Raw genomic sequence first — 24963 nt, 5'->3', positions numbered from 1 at the left:
ATTTCGAGCTCAGTGGAGGCAATTTTGAATAAAAACATGAAGATCCTTATTGTTGACGACTTTTCAACAATGCGCCGTATTGTTAAGAATCTACTTCGTGATTTGGGCTTCAATAATACCCAAGAAGCAGATGATGGCCTGACAGCGTTGCCTATGCTAAAGAAAGGTGATTTTGAGTTTGTGGTTACAGACTGGAATATGCCGGGCATGCAAGGCATCGATTTGTTGAAAAATATCCGAGCAGACGCAGAACTTAAGCATCTGCCTGTTCTGATGATCACCGCAGAAGCAAAACGCGAACAAATCATCGAGGCTGCTCAAGCAGGTGTGAATGGTTATATCGTAAAACCTTTTACTGCTGCTACGCTTAAAGAAAAACTGGATAAAATTTTCGAGCGTTTATAAAGCGTGTGGTCACAGACAAAAGGTGCTCTATTCATTTATGCGCGAAAAGGCTAATCGATGATTTCATTAGAACAAGCAAAAGAACTCGTTCAGCTACTGGAAAATGGACAGCAAGATCAGGCGAATCAACTCTTTAAAGAGACCTACGACAAAGCAAGCAATCCAATGCTGCAAGAAATAGGCACTTTGACAAGGGAACTGCATGAATCGCTCAAACAGTTCAACCTTGATGAACGGATGGCTGAGATTGCAAATGACGAAATTCCAGATGCAAGGGATCGTCTTCAATATGTAATTGATAAAACGGAAGTGGCTGCGAATAAAACAATGGATGCAGTGGATCGATGTATGCCGATCGCTGACAGCCTTCACGAAGGTTTGTTAAAAGTGCGTCCACAATGGAATGAGTTGATGCATGGGCGTATTGATCTCATTGAGTTTAAAGCACTTTGTCACCGTATTGATGATCTACTATCACAAGTTGAAGGCAACAGCAGCGAATTGCGAGGTCAGCTAACTGAGATATTGATGGCTCAAGACTTTCAAGATCTCACTGGCCAAATAATTCGGCGTGTTATTACGCTGGTTAATGAAGTTGAGAAACGCCTAGTTGAGATTCTCACTGCCTTTGGGGCTAACCAAATAGAACAAAAAACAGACAAGAAGAACCCATCTATCGAACCTGAAGGTCCTATTTTGAACCCTCATGAAAGAGCCGATGCGGTTTCATCTCAAGACGAAGTCGATGATTTGTTATCGAGTCTTGGTTTTTAGGGGTAACGTATGAGCTACGAATTAGACGACGACATTCTTCAGGACTTTTTGGTTGAAGCAGGTGAAATTCTCGAATTGCTCTCAGAGCAATTGGTTGAACTTGAGAACAACCCCGAAGACAGGGAGTTATTAAATGCGATTTTCCGCGGTTTCCATACCGTTAAAGGTGGGGCCGGGTTTCTTGCCCTCACCGAGCTGGTTGAGACGTGCCACGGTGCCGAGAACGTATTTGATATCTTACGCAATGGCCAAAGAAGTGTAACATCGAGCTTGATGGATACGATGTTACGAGCTTTAGACACCGTTAATGCACAGTTTCGCGCTGTTCAAGATCAAGAACCCTTAGAGCCTGCAGATCCCGCTCTACTCGATGAACTTCATAAATTGTGTCGTCCTGCTTCTGAAGATGAAATTGACGAAGTGGAGCCTGTTATTGCTGAAGTTGAAGTCGAGGAAGAGGCCGCTATCGAAGAGCCTGAACCGGAAGTCATTCAACCAGTGGCCTCAAAGGCTGTCGCGTCAAATTCTATCGATGAAATCACGCAAGATGAATTTGAAAAACTGTTAGACGAATTACATGGCAAGGGCACCGCGCCTAATGCTCATTCTGAAAATGCCGCACCAGCGGCCCCAGCGCCTAAAGCCCCAAGTGCATCAGTGGCTGCTAGTGGTGACATTACGGATGACGAATTTGAAAAGCTGCTTGATGAACTGCACGGCGTAGGCAAAGCTCCAACCGTTGAACCCGCTCCTGAGGTGACAGCGAAACCAACTACTCCGCCTAAATCAACAGCGGCACCTAAAGCTTCTGCTGGTGGTGGCGATGATTTGATGACGGACGAGGAGTTTGAAAAGCTTCTTGACGAACTGCATGGCTCAGGAAAAGGGCCATTGCCAGAAGAGTTGGAAATGGCAACCAGACCCGCTTCTGAAAATGTGAAGCCAGCAGAGCCTGTAAAACCAACAGAGACCGCAAAACCGAAAGCTGAAGCGGCGAAACCTACACCTGCTCCTCAGCCTAAAGTAACGGCTCCAGCCACCTCTTCCCCTGCGAAAGCTCCGGTTGCAGTGGCTGAGAAAAAAGAAGTATCAGCACCTGCTGTGGCTAAAAAAGCGCAAACTCAGCCGGAAACAACAGTCCGTGTTGATACATCAACGCTCGACATCATTATGAACATGATTGGCGAATTGGTGCTAGTGCGTAACCGCTTGCTGAGTTTAGGGCTTAATAGCAACGACGAAGAGATGGCAAAAGCGGTGGCTAACCTTGATGTAGTTACTGCGGATTTGCAAGGCGCTGTCATGAAAACGCGCATGCAACCGATTAAGAAAGTGTTCGGTCGTTTCCCTCGCGTGGTTCGAGACCTTGCACGTACCCTGAAAAAAGACATCGTGCTTGAAATGCGCGGTGAAGAAACAGACCTTGATAAAAACTTGGTCGAAGCGCTTGCAGACCCATTGATCCACTTAGTGCGTAACTCAGTTGACCACGGCATTGAAATGCCTGATGTGCGTAGCAAATCTGGAAAGCCAAGCACGGGTAAAATCATACTCTCAGCTTCGCAAGAAGGTGATCATATTGAGCTAGCTATCGTCGATGATGGCGGCGGTATGGACCCAGATAAGCTGCGTAGTATTGCGGTTAAACGAGGCATGATGGATGAAGATGCGGCGTCGCGTCTCTCCAATAAAGAGTGTTTTAACTTAATCTTTATGGCGGGATTCTCCAGTAAAGAGCAAATTTCAGACATTTCTGGTCGTGGTGTTGGGATGGATGTTGTAAAAACAGCCATCAATACACTCAATGGTTCAATTGATATCGATTCTGAGATGGGCAAAGGGACTAAGATTACGATCAAAGTGCCGCTAACACTCGCTATCTTACCGACATTGATGGTTGGGGTCGCAGGGCATCCATTTGCTCTACCACTTGCGAGCGTGAATGAAATCTTCCACCTTGATCTTAGCCGGACGAACGTCGTTGATGGGCAACTGACTATCATAGTACGTAAAAAATCGATACCACTCTTCTACTTACAGAATTGGCTAGCACCTAAAGCAGGTAAAATAGAACTGCGTAAAGGTCATGGACATGTTGTTATTGTTCAGATTGGTAGCCAGCGAGTTGGTTTTGTGGTTGATACCTTAATTGGCCAAGAAGAAGTGGTAATCAAACCACTAGATAAGCTTCTTCAAAAAACACCGGGTATGGCTGGGGCAACGATTACCAGCGATGGACATATTGCACTAATACTAGATGTGCCAGATTTGCTTAAGCAGTATGCTGCTGCTTCCCGCATTTAAATGAGCACACAATATAAGGACACCCATGGCGATTAGAGTATTAGTCGTTGATGATTCGAGCTTTTTTAGACGGCGTGTGAGTGAAATTATTAACTCTGACACCCGTCTAGAAGTGATTGATGTTGCAACTAACGGTAAAGAAGCCGTAGAAAAAGCGAGAATCTTAAAGCCTGATGTCATCACAATGGATATTGAGATGCCAGTTATGGATGGCATTACTGCTGTCCGTGAAATTATGGCTGCGAACCCGATCCCAATCTTGATGTTCTCATCGCTGACTCATGATGGTGCCAAAGCAACGCTAGATGCTTTAGATGCTGGAGCGTTAGATTTCTTACCGAAAAAGTTTGAAGATATTGCCCGTAACCGTGATGAGGCAGTCGCTTTATTACAACAACGGGTTATTCAAATCGCGTCGAAAAAAGGGATGCTGAGAAGACCTTTGGTTTCACGCCCAGTGCCGAGCACATCGTCGCCGTTTGCTAATAGAACAGCAGCTACAACGGCGAGTTCCCCTGTGCCAAAATCAATGGGCACATTGGCTCGCTTTAAAGCTACAGGTAAAAAATATCAGTTGACCGCTATCGGTACCTCTACAGGGGGCCCGGTTGCGTTACAAAAAATATTGACGAAGTTACCTGCGAATTATCCGCATCCGATCGTACTCATTCAACACATGCCTGCCACCTTCACTGCTGCATTTGCAAACCGGCTCAACTCACTGTGTAAAATTGAAGTGAAAGAAGCAGAAGATGGCGATGCATTGCGCCCAGGCGTTGCTTACTTGGCTCCGGGTGGTAAACAGATGATGATTGAGGGCCGTCCGGGTAGTGCAAAATTGCGCATTATCGATGGTGGAGAACGTATGAATTATAAGCCGTGTGTTGATATAACATTCGGTTCTGCGGCGAAGATCTATGCAGATAAAGTGCTGTCAATGATATTGACTGGTATGGGAGCCGATGGTCGTGAAGGGGCTCGAATGTTACAAGCCGCAGGGGCAACCATTTGGGCTCAGGATGAAGAAAGTTGCGTGGTGTATGGCATGCCGCAAGCTGTCGCAAAAGCGGGGATCTCGTCTGAAGATTTACCGTTAGAGCGTATATCAGAACGAATGTTAGTTGAAGTTGGCCTCGCATAAAGGAAGTTCAATGATTGTATGGAGTATTGCAAACCAAAAAGGCGGTGTGGGTAAAACAACCACAACAATTACGCTTGCCGGTTTGCTAAGTCAGCAAGGCAAAAGAGTGCTGTTGGTCGATACTGACCCTCACGCCTCGCTTACTACATACTTAGGTTATGATTCTGATGGCGTGCCCGTCAGCCTGTTTGACCTATTTCAGCAACGTGAGTTAACAGAGCAAAGCGTTACCCCTCTTATCCTAAAAACCGATGTTGAAGGCATTGATCTCATCCCTGCCCATATGTCTCTAGCCACTTTAGATAGAGTCATGGGCAACCGCAGTGGGATGGGGCTGATTTTGAAACGTGCGCTTCTTGCATTGCGCCATAATTATGACTACGTATTGATCGACTGTCCTCCAATTTTAGGGGTAATGATGGTTAATGCATTGGCCGCCAGCGATCGTATCTTAATTCCAGTGCAGACTGAGTTTCTGGCTATGAAAGGGCTCGAAAGGATGATTCGCACCTTAGCCATCATGCAAAAATCTCGTAGCCGATCGTTCAAAGTGACTATCGTACCGACTATGTACGACAAGCGAACCCGGGCTTCTTTGCAAACGCTGAATCAACTTAAAAAAGATTACCCAGAGCAAGTTTGGAGCTCTGCTGTACCTATAGACACCAAGTTTCGTGATGCGAGTTTAAAGCGCTTGCCTGCTTCTCATTTTGCTGAAGGTAGCCGTGGTGTTTTTGCTTATAAACAGTTGCTGATTTATTTAGAGAGGCTAGCTATTGATGAGTAGTGGGCCATTTTTATCCAGTGAACAAGCACTCGATGACTACTTTACAGCGTTACTAGATGAAGAAGCGATTGAACTTGAGCTGAAAGCGGAAGAGCAAAAAGAATTGTCCCTTGCTGAACCTGAGTTAGCGCTTTCGACATCGGTGCAATCTGTACCGGAAAAAAGTTATTACCATGCTGAAGTGGTTGAGTTTGAGCTGCCGAATTTAGATGATGTGCAGCGCTTATTAAGCCAGCTAGAATCAAGTAATCCAGTGGCAGAGTTAGAGCTGGAAGAGATCATGGAGCAAAACACCGTTCAGATCGCTTTAAAAACTCAACCAGTGGCTGAAATTGTTGAAGAGATCCAAGAATGGGATATTCCCGCCGATACTTTGGAAACAGAACCTGAAGTTGAAATTCTGACTGCGGCAGACACTGTTGAAGAATTTGCTGTTGACGTGGAAGTGGTTGAGCAACCGACGGCTGAAGTCGAACTTGAAACGCAAGCGGGCTACTCTGGAATTGGTACATGGCAAAGCACTGCGAGAACACGAGATTTTCAAGTGCTCTATTTTGAAGTGAATGGCGTGACGTTTGCGGTGCCTCTTGATGAACTTGGGGGGATCCACCGTATGGCAACGCTCAATCATTTAATCGGTCGACCTGCTTGGTACCTTGGACTGCAAACTAATAAAGACAATCAGCTAGATGTTGTCGATACGGCAAAATGGGTAATGGCAGAAAAGCTCCATGATGATAGCTACAAAGAAGGTTATCAATACATCGTCATGCTTGGTGACAGTATGTGGGGGTTAGCAAGTACTCAGCTTATGGGTACAGAATTGCTAAGCTCAGAGAAGGTCCGCTGGCGAGAACAGGCAGGCAAAAGGCCGTGGCTTGCTGGAATGGTAAAAGAAAAAATGTGTGCTTTGATCCATGTTGAAGCATTGATAGCTATGCTTAATGCAGGGCTTGATGTAAAAGCACTAGAGAAATAATAATACATTGATGTCGGAATCGACTTAGAGAGGAAAAGGTATGTCTCAGACTAACGAAGTAGAAGTAAGAAAAGACAAGTCTAACGACGAAGTGCTTCAGTGGGTGACGTTCCAACTAGAAGAAGAAACATACGGAATTAATGTAATGCAGGTACGTGAAGTACTCCGCTATACAGAAATTGCACCGGTACCAGGTGCTCCTGATTATGTTCTTGGCATTATTAACCTACGTGGTAATGTTGTGACCGTCATTGATACACGATCTCGTTTTGGCTTAATGCAAGGTGAAATCACGGATAATACACGCATTATTGTGATTGAATCTGAGCGCCAAGTGATTGGTATTTTAGTCGATAGCGTTGCGGAAGTAGTTTACCTACGTTCTTCTGAAATCGATACTACACCAAGTGTTGGTACCGATGAGAGCGCTAAGTTTATCCAAGGCGTGAGCAACCGTGACGGTAAGCTATTGATCCTTGTTGACCTGAATAAACTGCTAACTGAAGACGAGTGGGACGAGATGGTTCACCTATAATGAGCGAAGCTATGTTGTTCAGTGCTCCTGTTATTCTTATAGGGAGCGCGGTTTTTGTTGTTGTATTTTTGTTGCTGGTGTTACTTCGTGTACGTCAGGGACTTGCCCAACAGATTGATCACCAAAGACAACAAGCCCGATCGTTAGATAAGGAGTTGCAAAAGGCGAATAGACAGCTGTTGGAAATACGCTCAGTTGCTATTGGTCTTGGCCAAAAAGTGACGGATCAGCAGGATCTCATCCAGCATTTAAACGAGCGAATTACTGAATTGGAACATGTTGATACGGATGGGCGTTTATACAGCCGAGCGACAAAAATGGTCCAACTCGGTGCTGACATCAATGAGCTTATTAAAGAGTGTGAGCTACCTAAAGCTGAAGCTGAGTTGATGATGTCCTTGCAGAAGAAAATTGCAGGGCATGAAAGCATCCCGCCACTGAGTAGTCACCCGGAAGGTCGCGAGCCGGTGCAAAGTACGAGGCGACCTGCCAAAAAATAGTCGAAAGAGCGAAACTAGAGAGGGAAGCCAATGGCTTCCCTCTCTAGTTTTGAATGTGGTTAAATGTAGCCATAAAGTAGTAAATGAGACAGAAAATAATTAAAAATTAACAGTTTCTTACCTAGTTTCGTGACTGGTAATAGTCTTATTATGTTTTGTCTTAGGTGTGGTGTGCTAATATAGCGGCTCAAATTTCTCGATTTAGATGCACATGCTTGAAGTAAATAACCTGACCGCAATTCGTGATGAAAGAGTTCTGTTTGAAGCACTTAGCTTTGTGATTCATGCTGGCGAATTGGTGCAGATTGAAGGACGGAACGGCACAGGTAAAACGACCTTACTACGAATTATTACCGGGTTAGGTGATAGAGAGGATGGTTCTATTTTGTGGAATGGCATGAATATTGAGTCTAATCGTGATGATTACCACCAAGATTTACTGTTTCTTGGTCATCAAACTGGGGTTAAGCGCGATTTGACGGCATTCGAGAATCTTCATTTTTATCAATCAGTGCATAATGCAGAATCGTCTTCTCAAGAGATATATCAAGCCTTGGCTAAAGTAGGTTTAGCTGGCCGAGAAGACGTGGCTGCAGGCCAGCTTTCTGCCGGACAACAGCGCCGAGTTGCGCTGGCTCGTTTGTGGCTCAGTCAACAAAAGTTGTGGATTTTAGATGAACCGTTAACTGCGATTGATAAGCAAGGTGTCAAAGTGTTGGAAGCCTTATTTCTAGCGCATGCGCAACAAGGTGGCATCGTTGTATTGACCACACACCAAGATATGTTTGCTAACTATCCGCAATTGCGAAAAATTAAATTGGGGCATGAGTCATGATCGTGACCATGGGGATGATCATCCGTCGTGAATTATTGATCGCTTTTCGACGTCAAGCCGATATTTTTAATCCACTGTGGTTTTTTATCATAGTGATCACCCTATTCCCGCTGAGTATCGGCCCAGAGCCTGCTTTGCTCGCCCGTATCGCTGCAGGTATTGTTTGGGTTGCGGCGTTACTGTCGGCGCTACTATCACTTGAGCGTCTGTTTCGCGATGATTTTCAAGACGGGTCGCTTGAACAAATGATGCTGATCCCAGTGCCATTACCCATAGTCGTTATTTCAAAAGTCGTGGCTCATTGGTTATTGACTGGACTGCCTTTAATTTTAATTAGCCCATTGTTAGCCGTATTATTGTCATTAGATTTTAATACGTGGCTTGCGGTTGTATTGACTTTGTTCATTGGCACGCCAACGTTGAGTTTTATCGGTGCTATTGGTGTTGCATTGACCGTAGGCTTGCAAAAAGGTGGCGTGTTGCTGAGCCTACTGGTCTTACCCTTGTATATCCCGATTTTAATCTTCGCTACATCAGCTATTGATGCAGCATCGCTTGGCATGCTCTACAACGGTCAATTGGCTGTTTTGGGGGCAATGTTTATGGGCGCGATAACATTAACTCCATTTGCTATTAGCGCAGCATTGAGAGTCAGCGTTAACTAAATTAAGTACGAACGATATTTTCAGCAATGCATTTGAGCGTTGCGTATCAACAACACAATAAACTGAGCAGACACATGCTCAGAAGCAATGAAGTAAGAGTGAGACAATACAATGTGGAAATGGCTCCATCCCTATGCAAAGCCTGAATCCGCCTATCGGCTATGTGGAAAGTTCCTGCCTTGGTTTGCAGGGCTCGCTATCTTATGCCTGGTAGTCGGTAATATCCTTGGTTTAGCTTATGCTCCGGCAGACTATCAACAAGGCGACAGCTTCAGAATCATTTACATTCATGTCCCTTCCGCCATTTGGTCAATGGGCATTTATATGTCGATGGCGATTGCGGCTTTCATTGGTCTAGTTTGGCAATTAAAACTGTCAGACATGGCCGCTGCTGCAATGGCGCCCATCGGTGCGGTATTTACGTTTATAGCGTTAATTACTGGAGCAATTTGGGGCAAACCGATGTGGGGTACCTGGTGGGTATGGGATGCTCGTCTGACGTCTGAGCTCATTTTACTGTTTCTCTATTTGGGAGTGATTGCGCTTTACCACGCTTTCGATGATCAAAAAACAGCCGCAAAAGCCGCAGGTCTGCTGGCCATCGTTGGTGTGATCAATCTACCTATCATTCATTTCTCCGTTGAGTGGTGGAATACCCTGCACCAAGGTGCCACGATTACTAAATTTGAAAAGCCTTCCATATCCAGTGACATGTTGTGGCCACTGCTGCTCAATATTTTTGGTTTTGCTTTCTTTTTTGCTGCGGTCACTATGATCCGCTTACGCAATGAAATTATCAGTAAAGAGAGCCATCGCCCTTGGGTTATCGAATTGGCAACCCTTCAAACACAGAAAGGTAACTGATCATGCATTTTGACTCTTTGAGTGATTTCTTGGCGATGGGCGGTTACTCCGCCTATGTATGGAGTGCATTTGGCATTACCTTTTTATCCATGTTTATTTTACTGATGCTCAGCATCAAGCGTGGCAAAACCTTGTTGCAAGATGTGCAAGCAAAGGTTGAACGCCAAGCCAGAATTGATGCTGCAAAGCATATGGAGAACACCTTATGACCCCAAGACGTAAAAAAAGACTCACCATTATTTTGGCATTGATTATTGGGGCTGGTGCCACCATTGGTTTGATGTTGTATGCACTCAATCAAAATATGGACCTTTTCTATACGCCGACCGAGCTTGTACACGGTAAACCCGATGGGACAAAGCCAGAAGTGGGTCAACGGCTACGCATTGGCGGCATGGTGGTGGTGGGCTCTGTGAAAAGAGATCCGGGGTCACTAAAAGTAAGATTTCAGCTCCACGATGTTGGTCCAAATGTGACGGTCGAATATGAAGGCATCTTACCCGACTTGTTTAGAGAAGGTCAGGGTATTGTTGCGCAAGGCGTATTGAAAGATGCCACCACAGTGGAAGCGTTTGAAGTGCTAGCCAAGCATGATGAAAACTATATGCCACCGGAAATTGCTGAAGCAATGAAGAAAACGCATGAGCCGTTAACCTATAGCTCGGAACAAAAACAAGGAAGTGCTCAATGATTGTTGAAATAGGACATTTTGCCCTTATTGTTTCACTTGGGCTTGCCATATTACTCAGCTTACTTCCACTTGTTGGTGCTTCTAAAAACAATACCATGCTGATGAATACTGCGCGGCCATTAGCATGGGGAATGTTTTCATTGCTATTGGTCTCATTTAGCATTTTGCTGTGGGCATTTTATGTCAATGACTTCACGGTGCAATATGTGGCGAGTAATTCGAATAGTCAATTACCCTGGTATTACCGTCTAACAGCGGTGTGGGGGGCGCATGAAGGTTCATTATTGCTGTGGGTTTTAATTCAAGCAGGATGGACTGTGGCGGTGGCTACCTTTAGCCGTGGTATGCCTCAAGAATCTGTGGCGCGAGTCTTATCTGTTATGGGGCTGATCAGCGTTGGATTCTTGCTGTTTGTCATCGTGACTTCGAATCCATTTTTACGCACCTTACCCTATTTCCCAATTGATGGTCGTGACTTAAACCCGCTGCTACAAGATCCTGGGCTAATCATTCACCCACCCATGTTATACATGGGATATGTTGGTTTTTCAGTCGCATTCTCATTTGCGATAGCCTCTTTGATGACTGGGCGTTTGGATACTGCATGGGCCCGTTGGTCTCGTCCTTGGACAACTGCGGCGTGGTTATTTTTGACATTAGGTATCGCGCTAGGTTCGTGGTGGGCTTACTACGAACTTGGCTGGGGTGGCTGGTGGTTCTGGGATCCAGTAGAAAACGCGTCGTTTATGCCATGGCTTGCGGGAACGGCATTGATGCACTCACTTGCTGTGACAGAAAAACGTGGCACATTCAAAGCTTGGACAGTGTTACTGGCAATTTCAGCATTTTCGCTCAGTTTACTGGGCACATTCTTAGTGCGATCTGGTATTTTGGTTTCGGTACACGCATTTGCATCCGATCCCGCTCGTGGCCTGTTTATCCTTGGGTTTTTGGTGTTTGTCATCGGTGGCTCACTGCTATTGTTTGCCGTTAAAGGTGCGGCAGTGCGCGTCCGTGGCAATGCTGAATTGATCTCGCGTGAAAATGCGCTGCTCTCCAACAACATCTTATTAATCGCTGCATTGGTGGTGGTATTGGTTGGCACCTTGTTACCTTTAATCCACAAGCAGATTGGCCTTGGTTCCGTATCAATAGGAGCACCTTTCTTCAACATGCTGTTTGCATGGCTAATGGTGCCATTTGCATTTTTGCTAGGGATCGGTCCACTGATCCGTTGGAAGCGCGATAATTTTTCCAAGCTTTTGAAACCGATGTTGATTTGTGGCCTGATGGCGTTGATTCTTTCGGCGGTTATGGTGTACCTGCTAGCTGAACGCTTTAGCTTGATGGCATTTATCGGCTGGGTCATGGCGTTTTGGATCATCTTGCTACACGTTGTCGAGTTGCACCAACGTGCGACACATCGTCATAGCTTCATGATAGGGGTGACTAAATTACAACGTAGCCACTGGGCCATGATGTTAGGCCATGTTGGTCTTGCCGTTACTGTGATTGGTATTGCGATGGTGCAAAACTACAGTATCGAGCGTGATGTTCGTCTAGCACCTGGGGAATCTTTTGAAATCCAACAATATAACTTTTATTTCAAAGGGTTAAGAGATAAAGATGGCCCGAACTATGATGGTTATATTGCCGATTTTGAAATTACGCAGGATGGGCAATACGTGAATACACTCCATGCGGAAAAACGCTTTTATCGTACTGCCAAGTCAATGATGACTGAAGCGGCCATCGATCGTGGCATCACTCGCGATTTGTACATTGCAATGGGTGAGCGATTAGAAGATGGTCGTTCATGGGCGATCCGAATTTATTACAAACCATTTGTACGTTGGATCTGGGCTGGTGCTTTATTGATGTCATTAGGGGGTGCGTTAGCCATTAGTGACAAACGCTACCGCTTTAGAAAAAGCTCCCAACAGGAGGCGTAGATGAACAAGAAAATTCTATTTATTCCATTGGTGGCTTTTCTTGGTCTAGTTGCCGTGTTTGTTACTCAGTTGGTCAAAAATACCGAAGGTGATGATCCCACAAAATTGGAGTCGGTTCTGATTGGTAAGTCTGTGCCTGAATTTCGTTTGGAAGATTTAGCTGAACCCGGCAAGCTGTATGACCAAGCGATATTTAAAGGGGAGCCTTTGCTGCTGAACGTCTGGGCAACTTGGTGCCCGACCTGCTATGCCGAACATCAATATCTCAATCGGTTGGCGGGTGATGGTGTAAAAATTATAGGCTTAAATTATAAAGATCAACGAGATAAAGCGGTTCAATGGTTAAATGAGCTAGGTAATCCTTACTTGATCAGCCTGTTCGATGGTAATGGTATGCTAGGGTTAGATCTCGGCGTTTACGGTGCGCCGGAAACCTTTCTCATTGATGCCAACGGCGTTATTCGTTACCGCCATGTGGGGGATGTTAATCCAACCAATTGGCAAACAACTTTGCAACCTATGTATCAGAAACTTCTAGAGGAAGCGAAGTAATGAAGCGTTTTATATTGTCGATCATTGCTAGCTTTGCTTTGGTATTTTCTGTGCAATCTGCAATTGAAGTGTACGAATTTGATAATCCACAGCAAGAGCAGCAATTCAAAGAGTTGAGCAATACATTGCGTTGTCCAAAGTGTCAAAACAATACTATTGCCGACTCAAATGCGGCATTAGCACAGGACTTACGTAATAAAGTCTATGAAATGACCAAGCAAGGTAAGTCTGAACAAGACATTGTTGACTACATGATTGCACGTTACGGCAACTTTGTGACCTATAATCCACCGTTGACTTTGGCGACTTCCATCTTATGGCTAGGTCCTTTGAGTGTGGTGTTTCTGGGTTTTGGTTTTATTGTATTACGCAGCAAACGTCGTAAAGCATCAACCGCTCAAAGTGGTGAAGTTTGGGATGCCGAAAAGGAAGAGCGATTAAATCAGTTGCTCGCTGAAGACGCGGTTGATGATGAGAAGCATGGAGACAAACAATAATGACGTTTTTTTGGTTATCTACCCTCATTCTGACCTTCTTTGGTTGTGTCTTCATTGCACTGCCGATCCTCAAAAAAAGAGCGAACAACGATGCAGCGCTGCGTGACGAATTGAACAAAGCGATCTTTAAAAACCGCCTTGCAGAGTTACACGAAGAGACGCAAGAAGGGTTGGTTGACAGCGAACAAGAGCTGATTGCTGATCTGAAACAGTCGCTATTGGATGATATTCCTGCGCAATCGGTGCAAGGAAATTCTTCACATGTGTCACCGATGGTTGTTTTGATCCCCTCGATTTTATTGGTCGTCATCTTAAGCTATGGCTTTTACCTAAAATTTGGCGCGGCTAGTCAAGTGGAGCAGTGGCAGCAAGTGAATGCTAACTTACCTGCACTCTCAAAAAAAATGATGTCACCAGAAGGTGCTGCCTTAAGTGATGATGAGATGAATGATCTCACACTGGCGCTGCGCACTCGTCTGCATTATCAGCCTCAAGATGCGACCGGGTGGTTGCTGCTTGGACGTATTGGACTTGCTAACAGAGATATAGAAACATCGATTGGCTCAATGAAAAAAGCGTATGCGTTAGATCCAAAAGATGCAGATGTGAAGTTGGGCTATGCGCAAGCATTAATGTTGTCACAAGATGAGCTTGACCAAAATCAAGCACGTGAAATTTTAACGGCATTAGTACAACAAGATTATGTTGATCTACGCGTGTTTTCACTACTTGCGTTTGATGCGTTTGAACGCCAGGATTACCCAGCGGCGATGAAGTATTGGCGATTAATGCAGCAGATGATTGGCCCTGAAGATAGCCGTTATGAGATGCTTTCGCGCAGTATTGAAAGAGCACAAAGCAAAATGCAGCCTAAAGCTATCGATGGGAAAATGGTTCCTGTCACCATCTCACTCGGTGATGGTGTGACTCTTGAACAAAATGCAGTACTCATAGTCTCTGTGCACAGTTCTGATGGTGCACCTATGCCTGTTGCCGCAGCGCGTTATCCACTGACTCAATTCCCTATTAAGGTTGTGTTAGATGATAGCAATAGCATGGTTCAGGGTCGGAAGTTATCCGACCTTGCACAGCTTATTGTTCGAGTACGCTTGGATACGGATGGCAATGTTTCAACCAAACAAGGTGATTGGTTTGGTGAAAGTGCTCCCATGAGCCTCGGTCAACCTGTTGAAGTTGTGATCAATAAGCAGTATTAATAGCACTTATATACAATTAACGTATTGATAGGCCGATGTCTCATCGGCCTTTATACATGGAAATAAATAATGATAAGCCGCCTATCCCGACTGATATGCCCTATGCTGTTCCTTTTCGTATTAGCAGGGTGTGCAAGCGCTCCGGATTCAACGTCAGCCGAATCAAATCAAACGCAGTCGGGCGATCCTTTTGAGGTTTTTAACCGATCAATGTGGACAATCAACTACGATTATATCGATCCATACTTGGTTCGCCCTGTTGCGATTGCCTACGTGGATTACATTCCACACCCAATTAGAAAAACGATCGCCAATGTTCTGTCAAACCTTGACGAACCTTCAAGCATTATCAACAACATATTGATGGGTAATGGCACGAAAGCCGTTGACCACTTTAACCGCTTTTGGATTAATAGCACCTTAGGCCTGTTTGGGATGATTGATATTGCGTCAGAAGCGGGCATCACCAAACACAATGAAAAAGCGTTTAGTGATGCGGTAGGCCATTATGGTGTTGGTAATGGTCCATATTTAATGATTCCTGGATACGGGCCCTACACGATTCGAGAAACCACAGATGTTGTGGATGGCTTGTATGTACCACTTTCTTATCTCAATGTCTGGGCTGGCCTAGGTAAATGGGCTCTGGAAGGATTGGAGACCCGAGCAAGGCTCGTTCCCCAAGAAGTGACGTTGGAAAACTCCCCAGATCCATATTCATTAACTCGCGATGTTTATTTACAACGCCAAGATTTTAAAGCAGAAATTGATACCCAAACGTATGATGAATCGGAAGAAGAGTATCTTGACGATTATCTGGAAGAAGGGTTTTAATCATACCCATGTAGGTCGGCCTTGTACTGCTAGCTAGGCCGACATCACACGTCCGCTAAAGTATTCGTTAGCGACGATGTATTCCGTATTGCGGATCAATTCATCTTGCAGCTCAGCCCAATGGGGCTTCTCATCTACATCATCTTTTGCGCTAGGCACTACGCCTCCGACCCTTATGTTGAAAGGGGTTAGTTCTTTTGCCCAACTCTGCGTGAAACCAGAAACCATAGAATTCGCATTTTCAATTCCCGCTAGGTCATACTCATCATTTTGAGAAATGACGTTCACAATCACACCTGGTTTGTTGTTAATACGCATTCGCTCAGCACTTGCTTGACCAAAAGTGAATAAAGTTGAGGCCATCATGGCGAGCTTCTGAAGAAAGACTTCAGCTCGTTGTTCACCTATCAAGGGGGGGAGGGATGCATTTGGCCAATTATTGACCAGTACATCCGGTGCCCCATGATAGGTTTGATCAATAAAATCGAACAGCCGATGGATCGTTTCTAAAGAGTAATCTGGTGTGTGGTAATAATGAACATCCTGAGAGATCGCTTTGCAACGAGCAAAGGTTTCCATTAATCCAAATTTGTCTTGGTCACACAAAATAATTTTTGCACCTAAATGTGCGAAATGAACGGCCAGCGTGCTACCCAGCATCGAACTTGCTGAAGTGATTAATATTATTGCACTTTTTATATCCATTGGGTGCCTCACCCTATTGTTTGTTTTATTGTTGTAGCGGGATTTAGTCTCAATAGGATGGTTGATTAACTGTGGGTAGGGTGTGAATAACATCAAATTACTCAGCCTAAGCGAGCGTGGTGTGTGTTTTTTTTGGTCATACTCACATTCTGATCTAGAGAATGTCGTTTTGTGTTACATACAAGACATCAAACTTGGGTGCGGATCTGATCTCGCCGGTGGGCAACGGTGAGTTGAACCGACAGATCGGCAACTAAGAGCTCAACGTTTGAGGGGGAGGCAAGATGCCTTCGCTCATGTCCTGACAGATTAAGATATACCTCTTCGGGTAAATCATGCGTATCTTCAGGCAAATAGGCGAGTACTTCAGGAGTCAAGTAGTGGCTGAGTTTCGCACTGGCGAGTCCTCCGTGGTGGAAAAGCTCGGCCTGTTTTGCTGAAACAGCGTAAGAGCTTTGGTCGGAACGCAGTGCTTGAGGCTCCGTAAGCTCAAATCGCTTACGTAACAATTCATCGCTAGTGGGTGGGTTTTCAATACGTTCAACAGGAGTGTTGTCGCGTACATCGTTAGAAAACATCGACAGTATGAGTGCAAAGTCCGCACGGCGTCCTTGCTGGACAGCATGGCTTAGCCCCGAGCCAAATTGAAGCTCGTTTATAATACTGGCTTTATCTAATGTATGTACTTGCATTTGCCTCTCCAACCGATGCACTTTTAGCGGCGAGAAAGCAGATAACTTTAGATAAAATAACAAAAAAGCCTGCGATAAAGCAGGCTTTTCATATGACTAAATACCAATCCAAGGGGAAAAGGTTATTTTGCTAGGTTTTCTGCAACGAATGCCCAGTTAACCAGTGCCCAGAAACCATTCATGTAGTCAGGGCGTAGGTTACGGTAATCGATGTAGTAAGCGTGTTCCCACAGATCAACCGTCAGTAGCGGAGTCACACCTTCGTGAGTCAGTGGTGTGGCTGCATTTGAAGTGTTGATGATCTCTAAAGAGCCATCCGCATTTTTCACCAACCAAGTCCAAGATGAACCAAAGTTATTGATCGCTGAGTCAGTGAATTTTGCTTTAAAAGCTTCAAAAGAACCAAATGCGGCGTTGATTGCGTCTGCAACGGCACCTGTTGGTTCGCCACCTGCATTTGGTGCAAGGCAGTGCCAATAGAAGGTGTGGTTCCAAATTTGAGCGGCGTTATTAAACACGCCACCAGTTGAAGTTTTGATGATCTCTTCGAGAGATTTACCTTCAAATTCAGTGCCAGAGATAAGGCCGTTAAGCTTGACAACGTAAGTGTTGTGGTGCTTACCGTGGTGGAAATCTAGTGTTTCGGCTGAAATGTGTGGTTCTAGAGCGTCTTTAGCGTAAGGCAAAGCTGGTAATTCGAATGACATTGCTCGATTCTCCGTTGTGTAGAAAGAGTGAAAGTCTCTTTCAGTAGCTTCCAGATATTATAATGATATTCGTCGATACGACTGACTTGAAGGTATTTTAGCAAGTTTTTACTTTATTAAAAGTCCTAATATTGAAAATTGTTGTATAGGCAGGATATCCATAAATAATATGTGCTTTTTATTCTCTATTAATGATTTAGAATGTCAGTAACAAACCGCACTATCCCATTAAGAGGAAGCAATGGAAACTATTGATAAAATTAAACAGCAACTTGAAGAAAATGCCATTCTGCTATATATGAAAGGCTCTCCTAAGCTACCAAGTTGCGGATTCTCTTCTCAAGCTGCGCAGGCTTTGATGGCTTGCGGTGAGAAATTTGCTTATGTGGATATTCTGCAAAACCCAGATATCCGCGCTGAGCTGCCTGTATACGCACAGTGGCCTACTTTTCCACAATTGTGGATTGAAGGTGAGTTGATTGGTGGTTGTGACATCATTATCGAAATGTTCCAAAAAGGCGAACTGCAACCTTTAGTGAAAGAAGCCGCTGCACGTGCAGGCAATGAAGGGTAATACTGTATAAAATAACAGTTTTTCTTGATTTATTAAGGTCACATTGGTTAATGTGGCCTTATTTTTTTGCGTTGATTTGAGTTTATGACCCGTTTATTCATTGCTGAAAAGCCCAGCTTAGGGCGCGCTATAGCCGATGCTCTGCCGAAACCACACAAGAAAGATCAAGGTTTCATTCGTTGTGCGAATGGTGACATCGTTACTTGGTGTATTGGGCATTTACTCGAGCAAGTTGAGCCGGATGTTTATGATGAACGCTATAAAAAGTGGAATTTACTCGACTTACCTATCATTCCTTCACAGTGGCAGCTTAGACCGCGCAAAACATCGAGCAAACAGTTGACTGTGATTCGTCAGCTTTTGAAAGAAGCATCGCAAATTATCCATGCAGGAGACCCGGATCGCGAAGGGCAACTATTAGTTGATGAAGTGATTGATTATTGCAAAGTAAGCCAAAGTAAAAAAGAGCAAGCATTGCGGCTACTGATCAGCGATTTAAACCTTCCAGCCGTGCAGCGTGCACTGAAACAGATGCGCAGTAACCGCGAATTCATCCCTTTATCGGTTTCAGCGCTCGCGCGTTCAAGAGCCGATTGGTTGTATGGCATGAATATGTCACGGGCTTATACTTTGCTGGGGCAGAAAGCGGGCTATCAAGGTGTCTTGTCGGTTGGACGGGTACAAACTCCTATTCTAGGGCTTGTGGTACGTCGGGATGAGGAGATAGAAAACTTCATCCCGCGAGACTATTTTACATTACATGCGTTAATCCCTTATCAAACTGATCAAGTGGCGTTTGATATCCGTGCGCGCTGGAAACCCAGTGATGCTTGCCAGCCGTGGCAAGATGAAGAAGGGCGAGTCTTAAACCGCAAGTTGGTGGAAAATGTCGCACAGCGCATCGCAGGGCAACCCGCCACAGTGATTGAAGCCGAACAAAAGCAAACTAAGCAAGCCGCGCCGTTACCTTATTCCTTATCTGCACTGCAAATTGATGCAGCGAAGCGCTTTGCAATGAGCGCCCAACAAGTGTTAGATACTTGCCAATCTCTGTATGAGAAGCATAAATTAATCACCTATCCGCGCTCAGATTGTCGTTACTTACCACAAGAACATTACGCTCAAGCTTCGTCAGTAACTCAAGCTATCGCGTGCAACGCTAAAGAGTTGTTAACGGCGGTCAGTGGCGCAAACTTAGCCCTTAAATCCAAAGCATGGAGCGATAAGAAAGTGGACGCGCACCATGCCATTATTCCCACACCAAAGCAGGCATCCGTCAATGCCTTGTCGGGAAATGAGATGAAAATATACCAATTGATTGCGCGCCAATACTTGATGCAATTTTATCCCGCCGCCGTGTACGCGGAAGCCAAGCTGGTGTTTGATATTGCGGGTGGCTTTTTTGTTGCGTCAGGGCGACAACTGGTTGAAACCGGTTGGAAGAGTTTGTTAGGCAAAGTCGATGAAGAAGAGAACGGAGTCGATGCCGTTCCACCACTGAGTAAAGGGACGGTGCTGACGTGTCGAGAAGGGGAGATTCACGATCGAAAAACCGAGCCTCCTCGTCATTTTACTGAAGCGACTTTGCTACAAGCGATGACGGGAATTGCTCGCTATGTTGAAGATAAAGAGCTGAAAAAAATCTTACGTGAAACCGATGGTTTGGGTACGGAAGCGACGCGAGCGGGGATCCTTGGCACTTTATTCAAGCGGCAACTCTTAACACGTCAAGGTAAGCTGATTCTAAGCTCCCCAGCGGGAAGAGGTTTAATTCATGCGCTGCCAAATGAATCAACTTATCCTGATATGACCGCCCATTGGGAGCATCAATTGCAAGCGATGGCTGAACGTGGGCAAGCGTATCAACCCTTTATGCAAGTACTGCAAGAGCGCATTATTCAGATCATGGAACAGGCGAAATCGGGTGCAGTGCCAGAGTCGCTTCGCTCATTGCCTAAAGTGGAGCGCCCTGCATTCAAACGAAAGACACGTAAATCCAGTAAAACCACGCGTTATCAACGTAATTCGGCTCAATAAAATGACATCAAAGAATCGGTCGCTAAGTAAGCAGAGGCCAGTGAATTAGGTAAGATGTTCACCGACCTGACGAGCTAATTATCACATTTTCGATAAAAAAGGCTGGTATCCCAATCGGTTACATTGTCAGTCACTTTGCCGACAAGTGGCAGTAAACGCCACGCCTCGCGCTCTTGAAAAGGGTGGCTTGTTATCACTGCAAAACCAGCAATACAGCATCTTCCACCTTTAGAACGGATAAACTGGGCAATCGAGCTGACCGCTTCTTCACTGTAGGATTCAATCTTATAGAGATGGCTCATACACTTCTCCTCTCTAACCATGCCATTAATTACGACATAACCGTTGAATAATGGGAAGCATATTTGATGCCAGTTTCTAAAAAATACACCTTTGGTATGTGATGAATGGAGAGGGTACTTATCTAATGAATGGCAACTGGTGCGTGGAATAAAAAATCAGTATGAGAAAATGATGTTAATCAGATACGAAAAAGCCGCTGTAAAAACAGCGGCTTTTCTTAAAAGTGGCGGAGAGATAGGGATTTGAACCCTAGGATAGCTATTAACCATCGCCGGTTTTCAAGACCGGTGCTTTAAACCACTCAGCCATCTCTCCGTGTGGTGCGCATAATAGCGAGGCCATTTTACTTTGTAAAGTCTTGAGCTGATCGTTTGCTGATTTTGTATACAATTGACGATAATTTTCCACTAATGGCTTGATTCTTAGCGCCTTGTTGGAGAAAAAACGTACATTAATGCGTACTTCGTTATGGCGCCTTTTTTATTTGGTTGCTGGCTTAACGGTGAATTCTTACGATGTTTATACAGAAAGTCGTATTGGACCGGGATAATCGGTCATGTATTAGCAACGGTTTACCAAGAGCCTGATGCTCTCTTGTCGTATCAGGCTGCCGGAGTTTCATAAATGGAATGTTATTTCTTTTTTATGCTTTTATGTTCATATAATGCTTGAACCTCTGGGAATGACGGGTAACAAGCTAAAACAGGCAGGGAAATGGTACTAAACCTGAACCATAACCAAAAGATGGCTTTCTTGACCCTGCGCAAGGTGAGGAGTAATTTGCAGCTTCCTGTGTTTAAGGCACTACTTCCATTTCCAATCATTAAGTACAAAGTGTTTGCAGGAGTTTATCTTGCACTCACCTATGCTGATGATTGAAATCAGTCAATAAAAAGAACCATGCTAGAAGAAACGACAACCAATGACCCTCATGATGCTCAACCTGAGGGGACTGAACGCATTTATCGCCAACGTTTTGATTCCAAAATAGGGTTTCAAAATGAATACGATATTCTTGCTATTGAAGAGCCTTTACAAATCAGTTTGCAATGGAATGATACGGTTACTAACAAGCTGCATATCGAAGAGTGGAGCATGACAATGCGAACGCCCGGTGACGATGCTCATCTCATCGGTGGCTTACTTTACACGCAGCAAGTGATCGATTCATATGACCATATACTCAATATGGAATTGGTTGACGACGAATCACGGCATGGCCAGAATCACTGGTTGGTCACGCTCAATCATCCATACACTGATGTGATTCAGCATCAGGCCCGTCGTTATATGAGCCAGTCGAGTTGTGGCATTTGCGGTATGACATCCATCCGAGCCTTGAGTTTGAGGCGAGAAATTCGTGTTGATAATAGCCCGAAATGGCTCTCTTCTGATGTTGTTATTGCGCTTCCTAATCTGCTTCTTGTTCATCAACCACTGTTTGCAAAAACGGGGGCGGTGCATGGTGCGGGTTACTTCGTGAATGGTGAGTTGATTGCTGTTGCCGAAGATGTGGGTCGCCATAATGCAGTGGATAAGTTGATTGGTCGAATTTTGAGTGAGCAACGCTGGCACCCGCAAGGGGTATTGATTCTTAGCGGCCGAGTGAGTTTTGAGTTAATGCAAAAAGCGGCTATTGCTGGCATTTCAGTGGTGGTGGCTGTTGGTGCGCCATCACGTTTAGCGCTCGATATGGCGCGTCAGTTTGATATGACACTGATTGGTTTTATCAAAAAAAATCAGTTCAATATATACCATGGTCATGCACGTTTGCAGTCAGTGAAAGAGTGAGAAGAAGAATATGAGTATTAAACAATATACCGGTTCGGCTGGTGGTTGGGGAGCGCTAAAAAGCACCGCGCATCATCTATTGAAAAGTCATAATGTTGCCAAAAATATTTCCAATCTTTTAAAAACCAACCAAGACCATGGTTTTGACTGTCCGGGCTGTGCTTGGGGTGAAAAACATGTCCCAGGGCGTTTTCGTTTTTGCGAAAATGGCGCTAAGGCCGTCAACTGGGAAGCCACTTCTCGACGCGTTGGGGCGGATTTCTTTAAGCAATATTCGGTCACTTGGCTCAATAAGCAGAGTGACTATTTTCTCGAATCTCAAGGGCGTTTAGCGGAACCAATGCGCTATAACGCTCAAACGGATCACTATGAGCCAATCAGTTGGGATGAGGCGTTTGCATTGGTTGCACAACACCTCAATCAACTCGCTAGTCCAAATCAGGCGGAATTTTATACATCAGGCCGCGCGAGTAATGAAGCTGCATTTCTATATCAGTTGTTTGCACGCCGATTTGGTACCAATAATTTTCCTGATTGCTCAAACATGTGCCATGAAGCTACGAGCGTCGCCTTGGTTCACTCGATTGGCATTGGTAAGGGAACTGTGACTATTGAAGATTTTGAAGAAGCTGATGCGATTCTTTTATTTGGACAAAACCCAGGAACGAATCACCCTCGTATGTTGGAAACACTGGCGTCAGCCTATAAGCGTGGCGCTCGGGTTGTTGCGTTTAATAATTTAAAAGAACGAGGGTTGGAGCGTTTTACTAACCCGCAAAATCCTTTTGAAATGTTAAGCAATGGCTCAACACCGACCACTAGCCATTATTTTACTCCTAAATTAGGCGGAGATATGGCGGCTGTTCGTGGCTTGGTGAAAATTCTTCTTGCTCGTCATCAGCAAGCACAGGCCTGTGGTGAATCGATATTCGACCTTGATTTCATTGCTCAGCACACCGAAGGGATGGAGTCTTATTTAGCCATGGTGCAGGCTACGTCGTGGTCAAGTATTATTGAACAATCTGGGCTCACGCAACAAGAGCTAGAGCTGGTGGCAGATATTTACCAAGGCGCTAAACGCGTGATCGTAACTTGGGCGATGGGGGTGACTCAGCACAAGCATTCGGTGGCAACCATACAAGAATTGGTCAATCTACAATTACTGTTTGGTCAAATTGGTAAGGATGGTTCTGGGGTATGTCCTGTCCGTGGCCACTCAAATGTGCAAGGTGACCGAACGGTCGGAATTAATGAAAAACCGCCTGCATTTCTACTCGACAATATTGAAAAAGTACTGGGCTTTACGCCACCAAAAGCGCATGGTCATAATGTAGTTAATGCTATTGAGGCGATGCTACGGGGTGAAAGTAGAGTCTTTATCGGTTTAGGAGGAAACCTCGTTGCTGCTGCGCCCGATACCGAGCGTGTCGCACAAGCAATGAAAAACTGTAATTTGACCGTAAACATTGCGACTAAACTGAATCGGAGCCATGTCAACCCGGGCAAGGATGCGTTGATCCTGCCTTGTTTAGGTCGGACAGATATTGATATTCAGGCTCAGGGGCCACAGAAAATTACCGTTGAAGACTCATTCTCCATGGTTCATGCCTCTTCTGGGCGAATTGATGTTACAGGAGAGATGATGCGCTCAGAGCCTGCCATTATCGCAGGAATGGCAAAAGCGACCTTAGGGGAGGGAAATCCAATCGATTGGCAATCGATGGCCGATAATTACGATAACATTCGAGATTTGATTGAAAAGATTATCCCAGGATTTGCCAATTTTAATCAGCGGCTCAAAGGGCCTGGCGGTTTTTATCTTGGTAATTCAGCGCGTGAATTTAATTGGAAAACGCCCACAGGAAAAGCGCAGATAAGCAGCAATGCACTTCCTGAATCTATCGTTCCGCTCAAAACTCAGCAGATGACCAAGAAACCGATTTTTGTGTTGCAGACGATGCGTTCGCACGATCAGTACAACACCACGGTTTACGGTTTGGATGATCGTTACCGAGGTGTATTTGGCGAACGTAATGTCATCTTCATGAATGAAAAAGATATTGAGCAGCTGCAATTAAAAGCGGGTGAACGAGTCGATATTGAGACACTGTGGGATGATGGTATTAAACGTGAAATTTTGGGCTTCAAAGTGGTCGCCTATGTAATTCCTCAAGGGAATGTAGCGGCCTATTTCCCTGAGGCAAATGCACTCATTCCATTGAGCAGCAAAGGCGACTTTAGTGATACCCCGACATCAAAATCTATTGCCGTTGTCATTCACCCAACCAAAGTTGCACCACTGTTAGTTCAAACAGACTAAAAAATCAGATACTAAAGCAAAAAAGAGAGCCGAAGCTCTAATGCCGATCAGTTAAGACTTTAATCGGCAGATCAGTTGAATGATCCTACCTTTATGTAAAAATCCGATAGACCCTGTTTATCGGATTTTTTTATGCACGTTTCTCAAGCCCTCGATATCATCAACAGTTATAAACCCAATCAAGTTGAAACACTCGCAGACCTCTTGCCCATTGGGCTCATCAATCGTGCTTATGAGCTTACTGATACCGTTACTCTAAGAAAACGAAAGCTCACTTTAGAGTCGATGGCATGGTTACTGGT

Annotated in this window: 27 protein-coding genes and 1 tRNA gene; 23 read left to right on the top strand and 5 right to left on the bottom strand. The window is 44.9% G+C overall.

What is annotated here, in order from left to right; genetic code table 11:
* Positions 1-36: 36 nt before the first annotated feature.
* The 18 genes from cheY (at position 37) to AACQ42_RS08450 (ending at position 15532) form a co-directional block, all read left to right on the top strand.
* A complete protein-coding gene (gene cheY / locus AACQ42_RS08535; RefSeq protein ID WP_033197405.1) occupies positions 37-405 on the top strand; it encodes a chemotaxis response regulator CheY in 369 nt (122 codons plus the stop codon).
* 57 nt (positions 406-462) lie between these two features.
* Entirely contained in the window at positions 463-1179 is a 717-nt protein-coding gene (locus AACQ42_RS08530; protein WP_017045236.1) for a protein phosphatase CheZ, read from the top strand.
* A 9-nt stretch (positions 1180-1188) separates the two neighbouring features.
* Entirely contained in the window at positions 1189-3483 is a 2295-nt protein-coding gene (locus AACQ42_RS08525; RefSeq protein ID WP_094165570.1) for a chemotaxis protein CheA, read from the top strand.
* 25 nt (positions 3484-3508) lie between these two features.
* Positions 3509-4624, top strand: a complete 1116-nt coding sequence (locus AACQ42_RS08520; RefSeq protein ID WP_094165569.1) for a protein-glutamate methylesterase/protein-glutamine glutaminase — start codon at positions 3509-3511, stop codon at positions 4622-4624.
* A 10-nt stretch (positions 4625-4634) separates the two neighbouring features.
* A complete protein-coding gene (locus AACQ42_RS08515; RefSeq protein WP_026027244.1) occupies positions 4635-5411 on the top strand; it encodes a ParA family protein in 777 nt (258 codons plus the stop codon).
* Positions 5401-6390 carry a chemotaxis protein CheW gene (locus AACQ42_RS08510; RefSeq protein ID WP_017048525.1) on the top strand — a complete coding sequence of 330 codons (990 nt, stop codon included), beginning with the start codon at positions 5401-5403 and terminating at the stop codon, positions 6388-6390. The genes AACQ42_RS08515 and AACQ42_RS08510 overlap by 11 nt, the downstream gene beginning before the upstream one ends.
* Positions 6391-6430: 40 nt before the next feature.
* Positions 6431-6925: a chemotaxis protein CheW gene (locus AACQ42_RS08505; protein ID WP_013856372.1), complete on the top strand. Its 495-nt coding sequence runs from the start codon at positions 6431-6433 to the stop codon at positions 6923-6925.
* Positions 6925-7425, top strand: a complete 501-nt coding sequence (locus AACQ42_RS08500) for a DUF2802 domain-containing protein (protein ID WP_202598892.1) — start codon at positions 6925-6927, stop codon at positions 7423-7425. Before AACQ42_RS08505 ends, AACQ42_RS08500 begins: the two co-directional genes overlap by 1 nt.
* 211 nt (positions 7426-7636) lie before the next feature.
* Positions 7637-8260 carry a cytochrome c biogenesis heme-transporting ATPase CcmA gene (ccmA, locus tag AACQ42_RS08495; protein ID WP_026027245.1) on the top strand — a complete coding sequence of 208 codons (624 nt, stop codon included), beginning with the start codon at positions 7637-7639 and terminating at the stop codon, positions 8258-8260.
* Complete coding sequence (gene ccmB, locus AACQ42_RS08490; RefSeq protein ID WP_013856375.1) at positions 8257-8925, top strand: heme exporter protein CcmB; 669 nt, start codon at positions 8257-8259, stop codon at positions 8923-8925. Before ccmA ends, ccmB begins: the two co-directional genes overlap by 4 nt.
* A 111-nt stretch (positions 8926-9036) precedes the next feature.
* Positions 9037-9789: a heme ABC transporter permease gene (locus AACQ42_RS08485; protein ID WP_013856376.1), complete on the top strand. Its 753-nt coding sequence runs from the start codon at positions 9037-9039 to the stop codon at positions 9787-9789.
* Positions 9790-9791: 2 nt separating this feature from the next.
* Entirely contained in the window at positions 9792-9998 is a 207-nt protein-coding gene (gene ccmD, locus AACQ42_RS08480; protein WP_013856377.1) for a heme exporter protein CcmD, read from the top strand.
* Positions 9995-10480 carry a cytochrome c maturation protein CcmE gene (gene ccmE, locus AACQ42_RS08475; RefSeq protein ID WP_013856378.1) on the top strand — a complete coding sequence of 162 codons (486 nt, stop codon included), beginning with the start codon at positions 9995-9997 and terminating at the stop codon, positions 10478-10480. Before ccmD ends, ccmE begins: the two co-directional genes overlap by 4 nt.
* Positions 10477-12432: a heme lyase CcmF/NrfE family subunit gene (locus AACQ42_RS08470; protein WP_017045241.1), complete on the top strand. Its 1956-nt coding sequence runs from the start codon at positions 10477-10479 to the stop codon at positions 12430-12432. Before ccmE ends, AACQ42_RS08470 begins: the two co-directional genes overlap by 4 nt.
* Positions 12433-12984, top strand: a complete 552-nt coding sequence (locus AACQ42_RS08465) for a DsbE family thiol:disulfide interchange protein (protein WP_013856380.1) — start codon at positions 12433-12435, stop codon at positions 12982-12984. It begins immediately after the preceding gene.
* Entirely contained in the window at positions 12984-13481 is a 498-nt protein-coding gene (locus tag AACQ42_RS08460; protein ID WP_013856381.1) for a cytochrome c-type biogenesis protein, read from the top strand. Before AACQ42_RS08465 ends, AACQ42_RS08460 begins: the two co-directional genes overlap by 1 nt.
* Positions 13481-14698, top strand: coding sequence for a c-type cytochrome biogenesis protein CcmI (gene ccmI / locus AACQ42_RS08455; RefSeq protein WP_094165568.1), 1218 nt, complete (start codon positions 13481-13483; stop codon positions 14696-14698). Before AACQ42_RS08460 ends, ccmI begins: the two co-directional genes overlap by 1 nt.
* A gap of 69 nt (positions 14699-14767) precedes the next feature.
* Positions 14768-15532, top strand: coding sequence for an MlaA family lipoprotein (locus AACQ42_RS08450; protein ID WP_013856383.1), 765 nt, complete (start codon positions 14768-14770; stop codon positions 15530-15532).
* A 33-nt stretch (positions 15533-15565) separates the two neighbouring features.
* On the opposite strand, the gene AACQ42_RS08445 is transcribed toward AACQ42_RS08450, so the two are convergent.
* From AACQ42_RS08445 to sodB, 3 genes are all read right to left on the bottom strand, one after another.
* Positions 15566-16192: an SDR family oxidoreductase gene (locus AACQ42_RS08445; protein ID WP_441351194.1), complete on the bottom strand. Its 627-nt coding sequence runs from the start codon at positions 16190-16192 to the stop codon at positions 15566-15568.
* A gap of 233 nt (positions 16193-16425) precedes the next feature.
* Entirely contained in the window at positions 16426-16929 is a 504-nt protein-coding gene (locus tag AACQ42_RS08440; RefSeq protein WP_026028396.1) for a VC2046/SO_2500 family protein, read from the bottom strand.
* Positions 16930-17051: 122 nt separating this feature from the next.
* Entirely contained in the window at positions 17052-17636 is a 585-nt protein-coding gene (gene sodB / locus AACQ42_RS08435; protein ID WP_094165566.1) for a superoxide dismutase [Fe], read from the bottom strand.
* A 241-nt stretch (positions 17637-17877) separates the two neighbouring features.
* On the opposite strand from sodB, the gene grxD reads away from it, so the two are divergent.
* Both grxD and AACQ42_RS08425 read left to right on the top strand, forming a co-directional pair.
* A complete protein-coding gene (gene grxD, locus AACQ42_RS08430; RefSeq protein WP_094128991.1) occupies positions 17878-18210 on the top strand; it encodes a Grx4 family monothiol glutaredoxin in 333 nt (110 codons plus the stop codon).
* Positions 18211-18294: 84 nt separating this feature from the next.
* Positions 18295-20247 (top strand): DNA topoisomerase III, encoded by a 1953-nt coding sequence (locus AACQ42_RS08425; RefSeq protein ID WP_094165565.1) that lies wholly within the window; start codon positions 18295-18297, stop codon positions 20245-20247.
* 74 nt (positions 20248-20321) lie between these two features.
* Here AACQ42_RS08425 and AACQ42_RS08420 read toward each other — a convergent pair whose 3' ends face one another.
* Both AACQ42_RS08420 and AACQ42_RS08415 read right to left on the bottom strand, forming a co-directional pair.
* Positions 20322-20549: a hypothetical protein gene (locus tag AACQ42_RS08420; RefSeq protein ID WP_026028272.1), complete on the bottom strand. Its 228-nt coding sequence runs from the start codon at positions 20547-20549 to the stop codon at positions 20322-20324.
* A 225-nt stretch (positions 20550-20774) separates the two neighbouring features.
* Positions 20775-20865: transfer RNA gene (locus tag AACQ42_RS08415), tRNA-Ser, on the bottom strand.
* Between the two features lie 585 nt (positions 20866-21450).
* Here AACQ42_RS08415 and AACQ42_RS08410 point away from each other — a divergent pair.
* The 3 genes from AACQ42_RS08410 to AACQ42_RS08400 form a co-directional block, all read left to right on the top strand.
* Entirely contained in the window at positions 21451-22341 is an 891-nt protein-coding gene (locus tag AACQ42_RS08410) for a formate dehydrogenase accessory sulfurtransferase FdhD (protein ID WP_094125417.1), read from the top strand.
* Between the two features lie 10 nt (positions 22342-22351).
* Positions 22352-24661, top strand: coding sequence for an FdhF/YdeP family oxidoreductase (locus AACQ42_RS08405; protein WP_094165564.1), 2310 nt, complete (start codon positions 22352-22354; stop codon positions 24659-24661).
* 132 nt (positions 24662-24793) lie between these two features.
* On the top strand, positions 24794-24963 hold a 170-nt coding region (locus tag AACQ42_RS08400), incomplete at its 3' end, for a transposase domain-containing protein (protein WP_176429660.1).

The organism is Vibrio sp. V12_P9A6T4 (genome assembly GCF_963874835.1).
In the GTDB taxonomy this organism is placed as follows: Bacteria; Pseudomonadota; Gammaproteobacteria; order Enterobacterales; family Vibrionaceae; genus Vibrio; species Vibrio anguillarum.
Note: the sequence above shows the minus strand (reverse complement) of the source record. Positions and strands in the feature narration are given on the sequence as shown.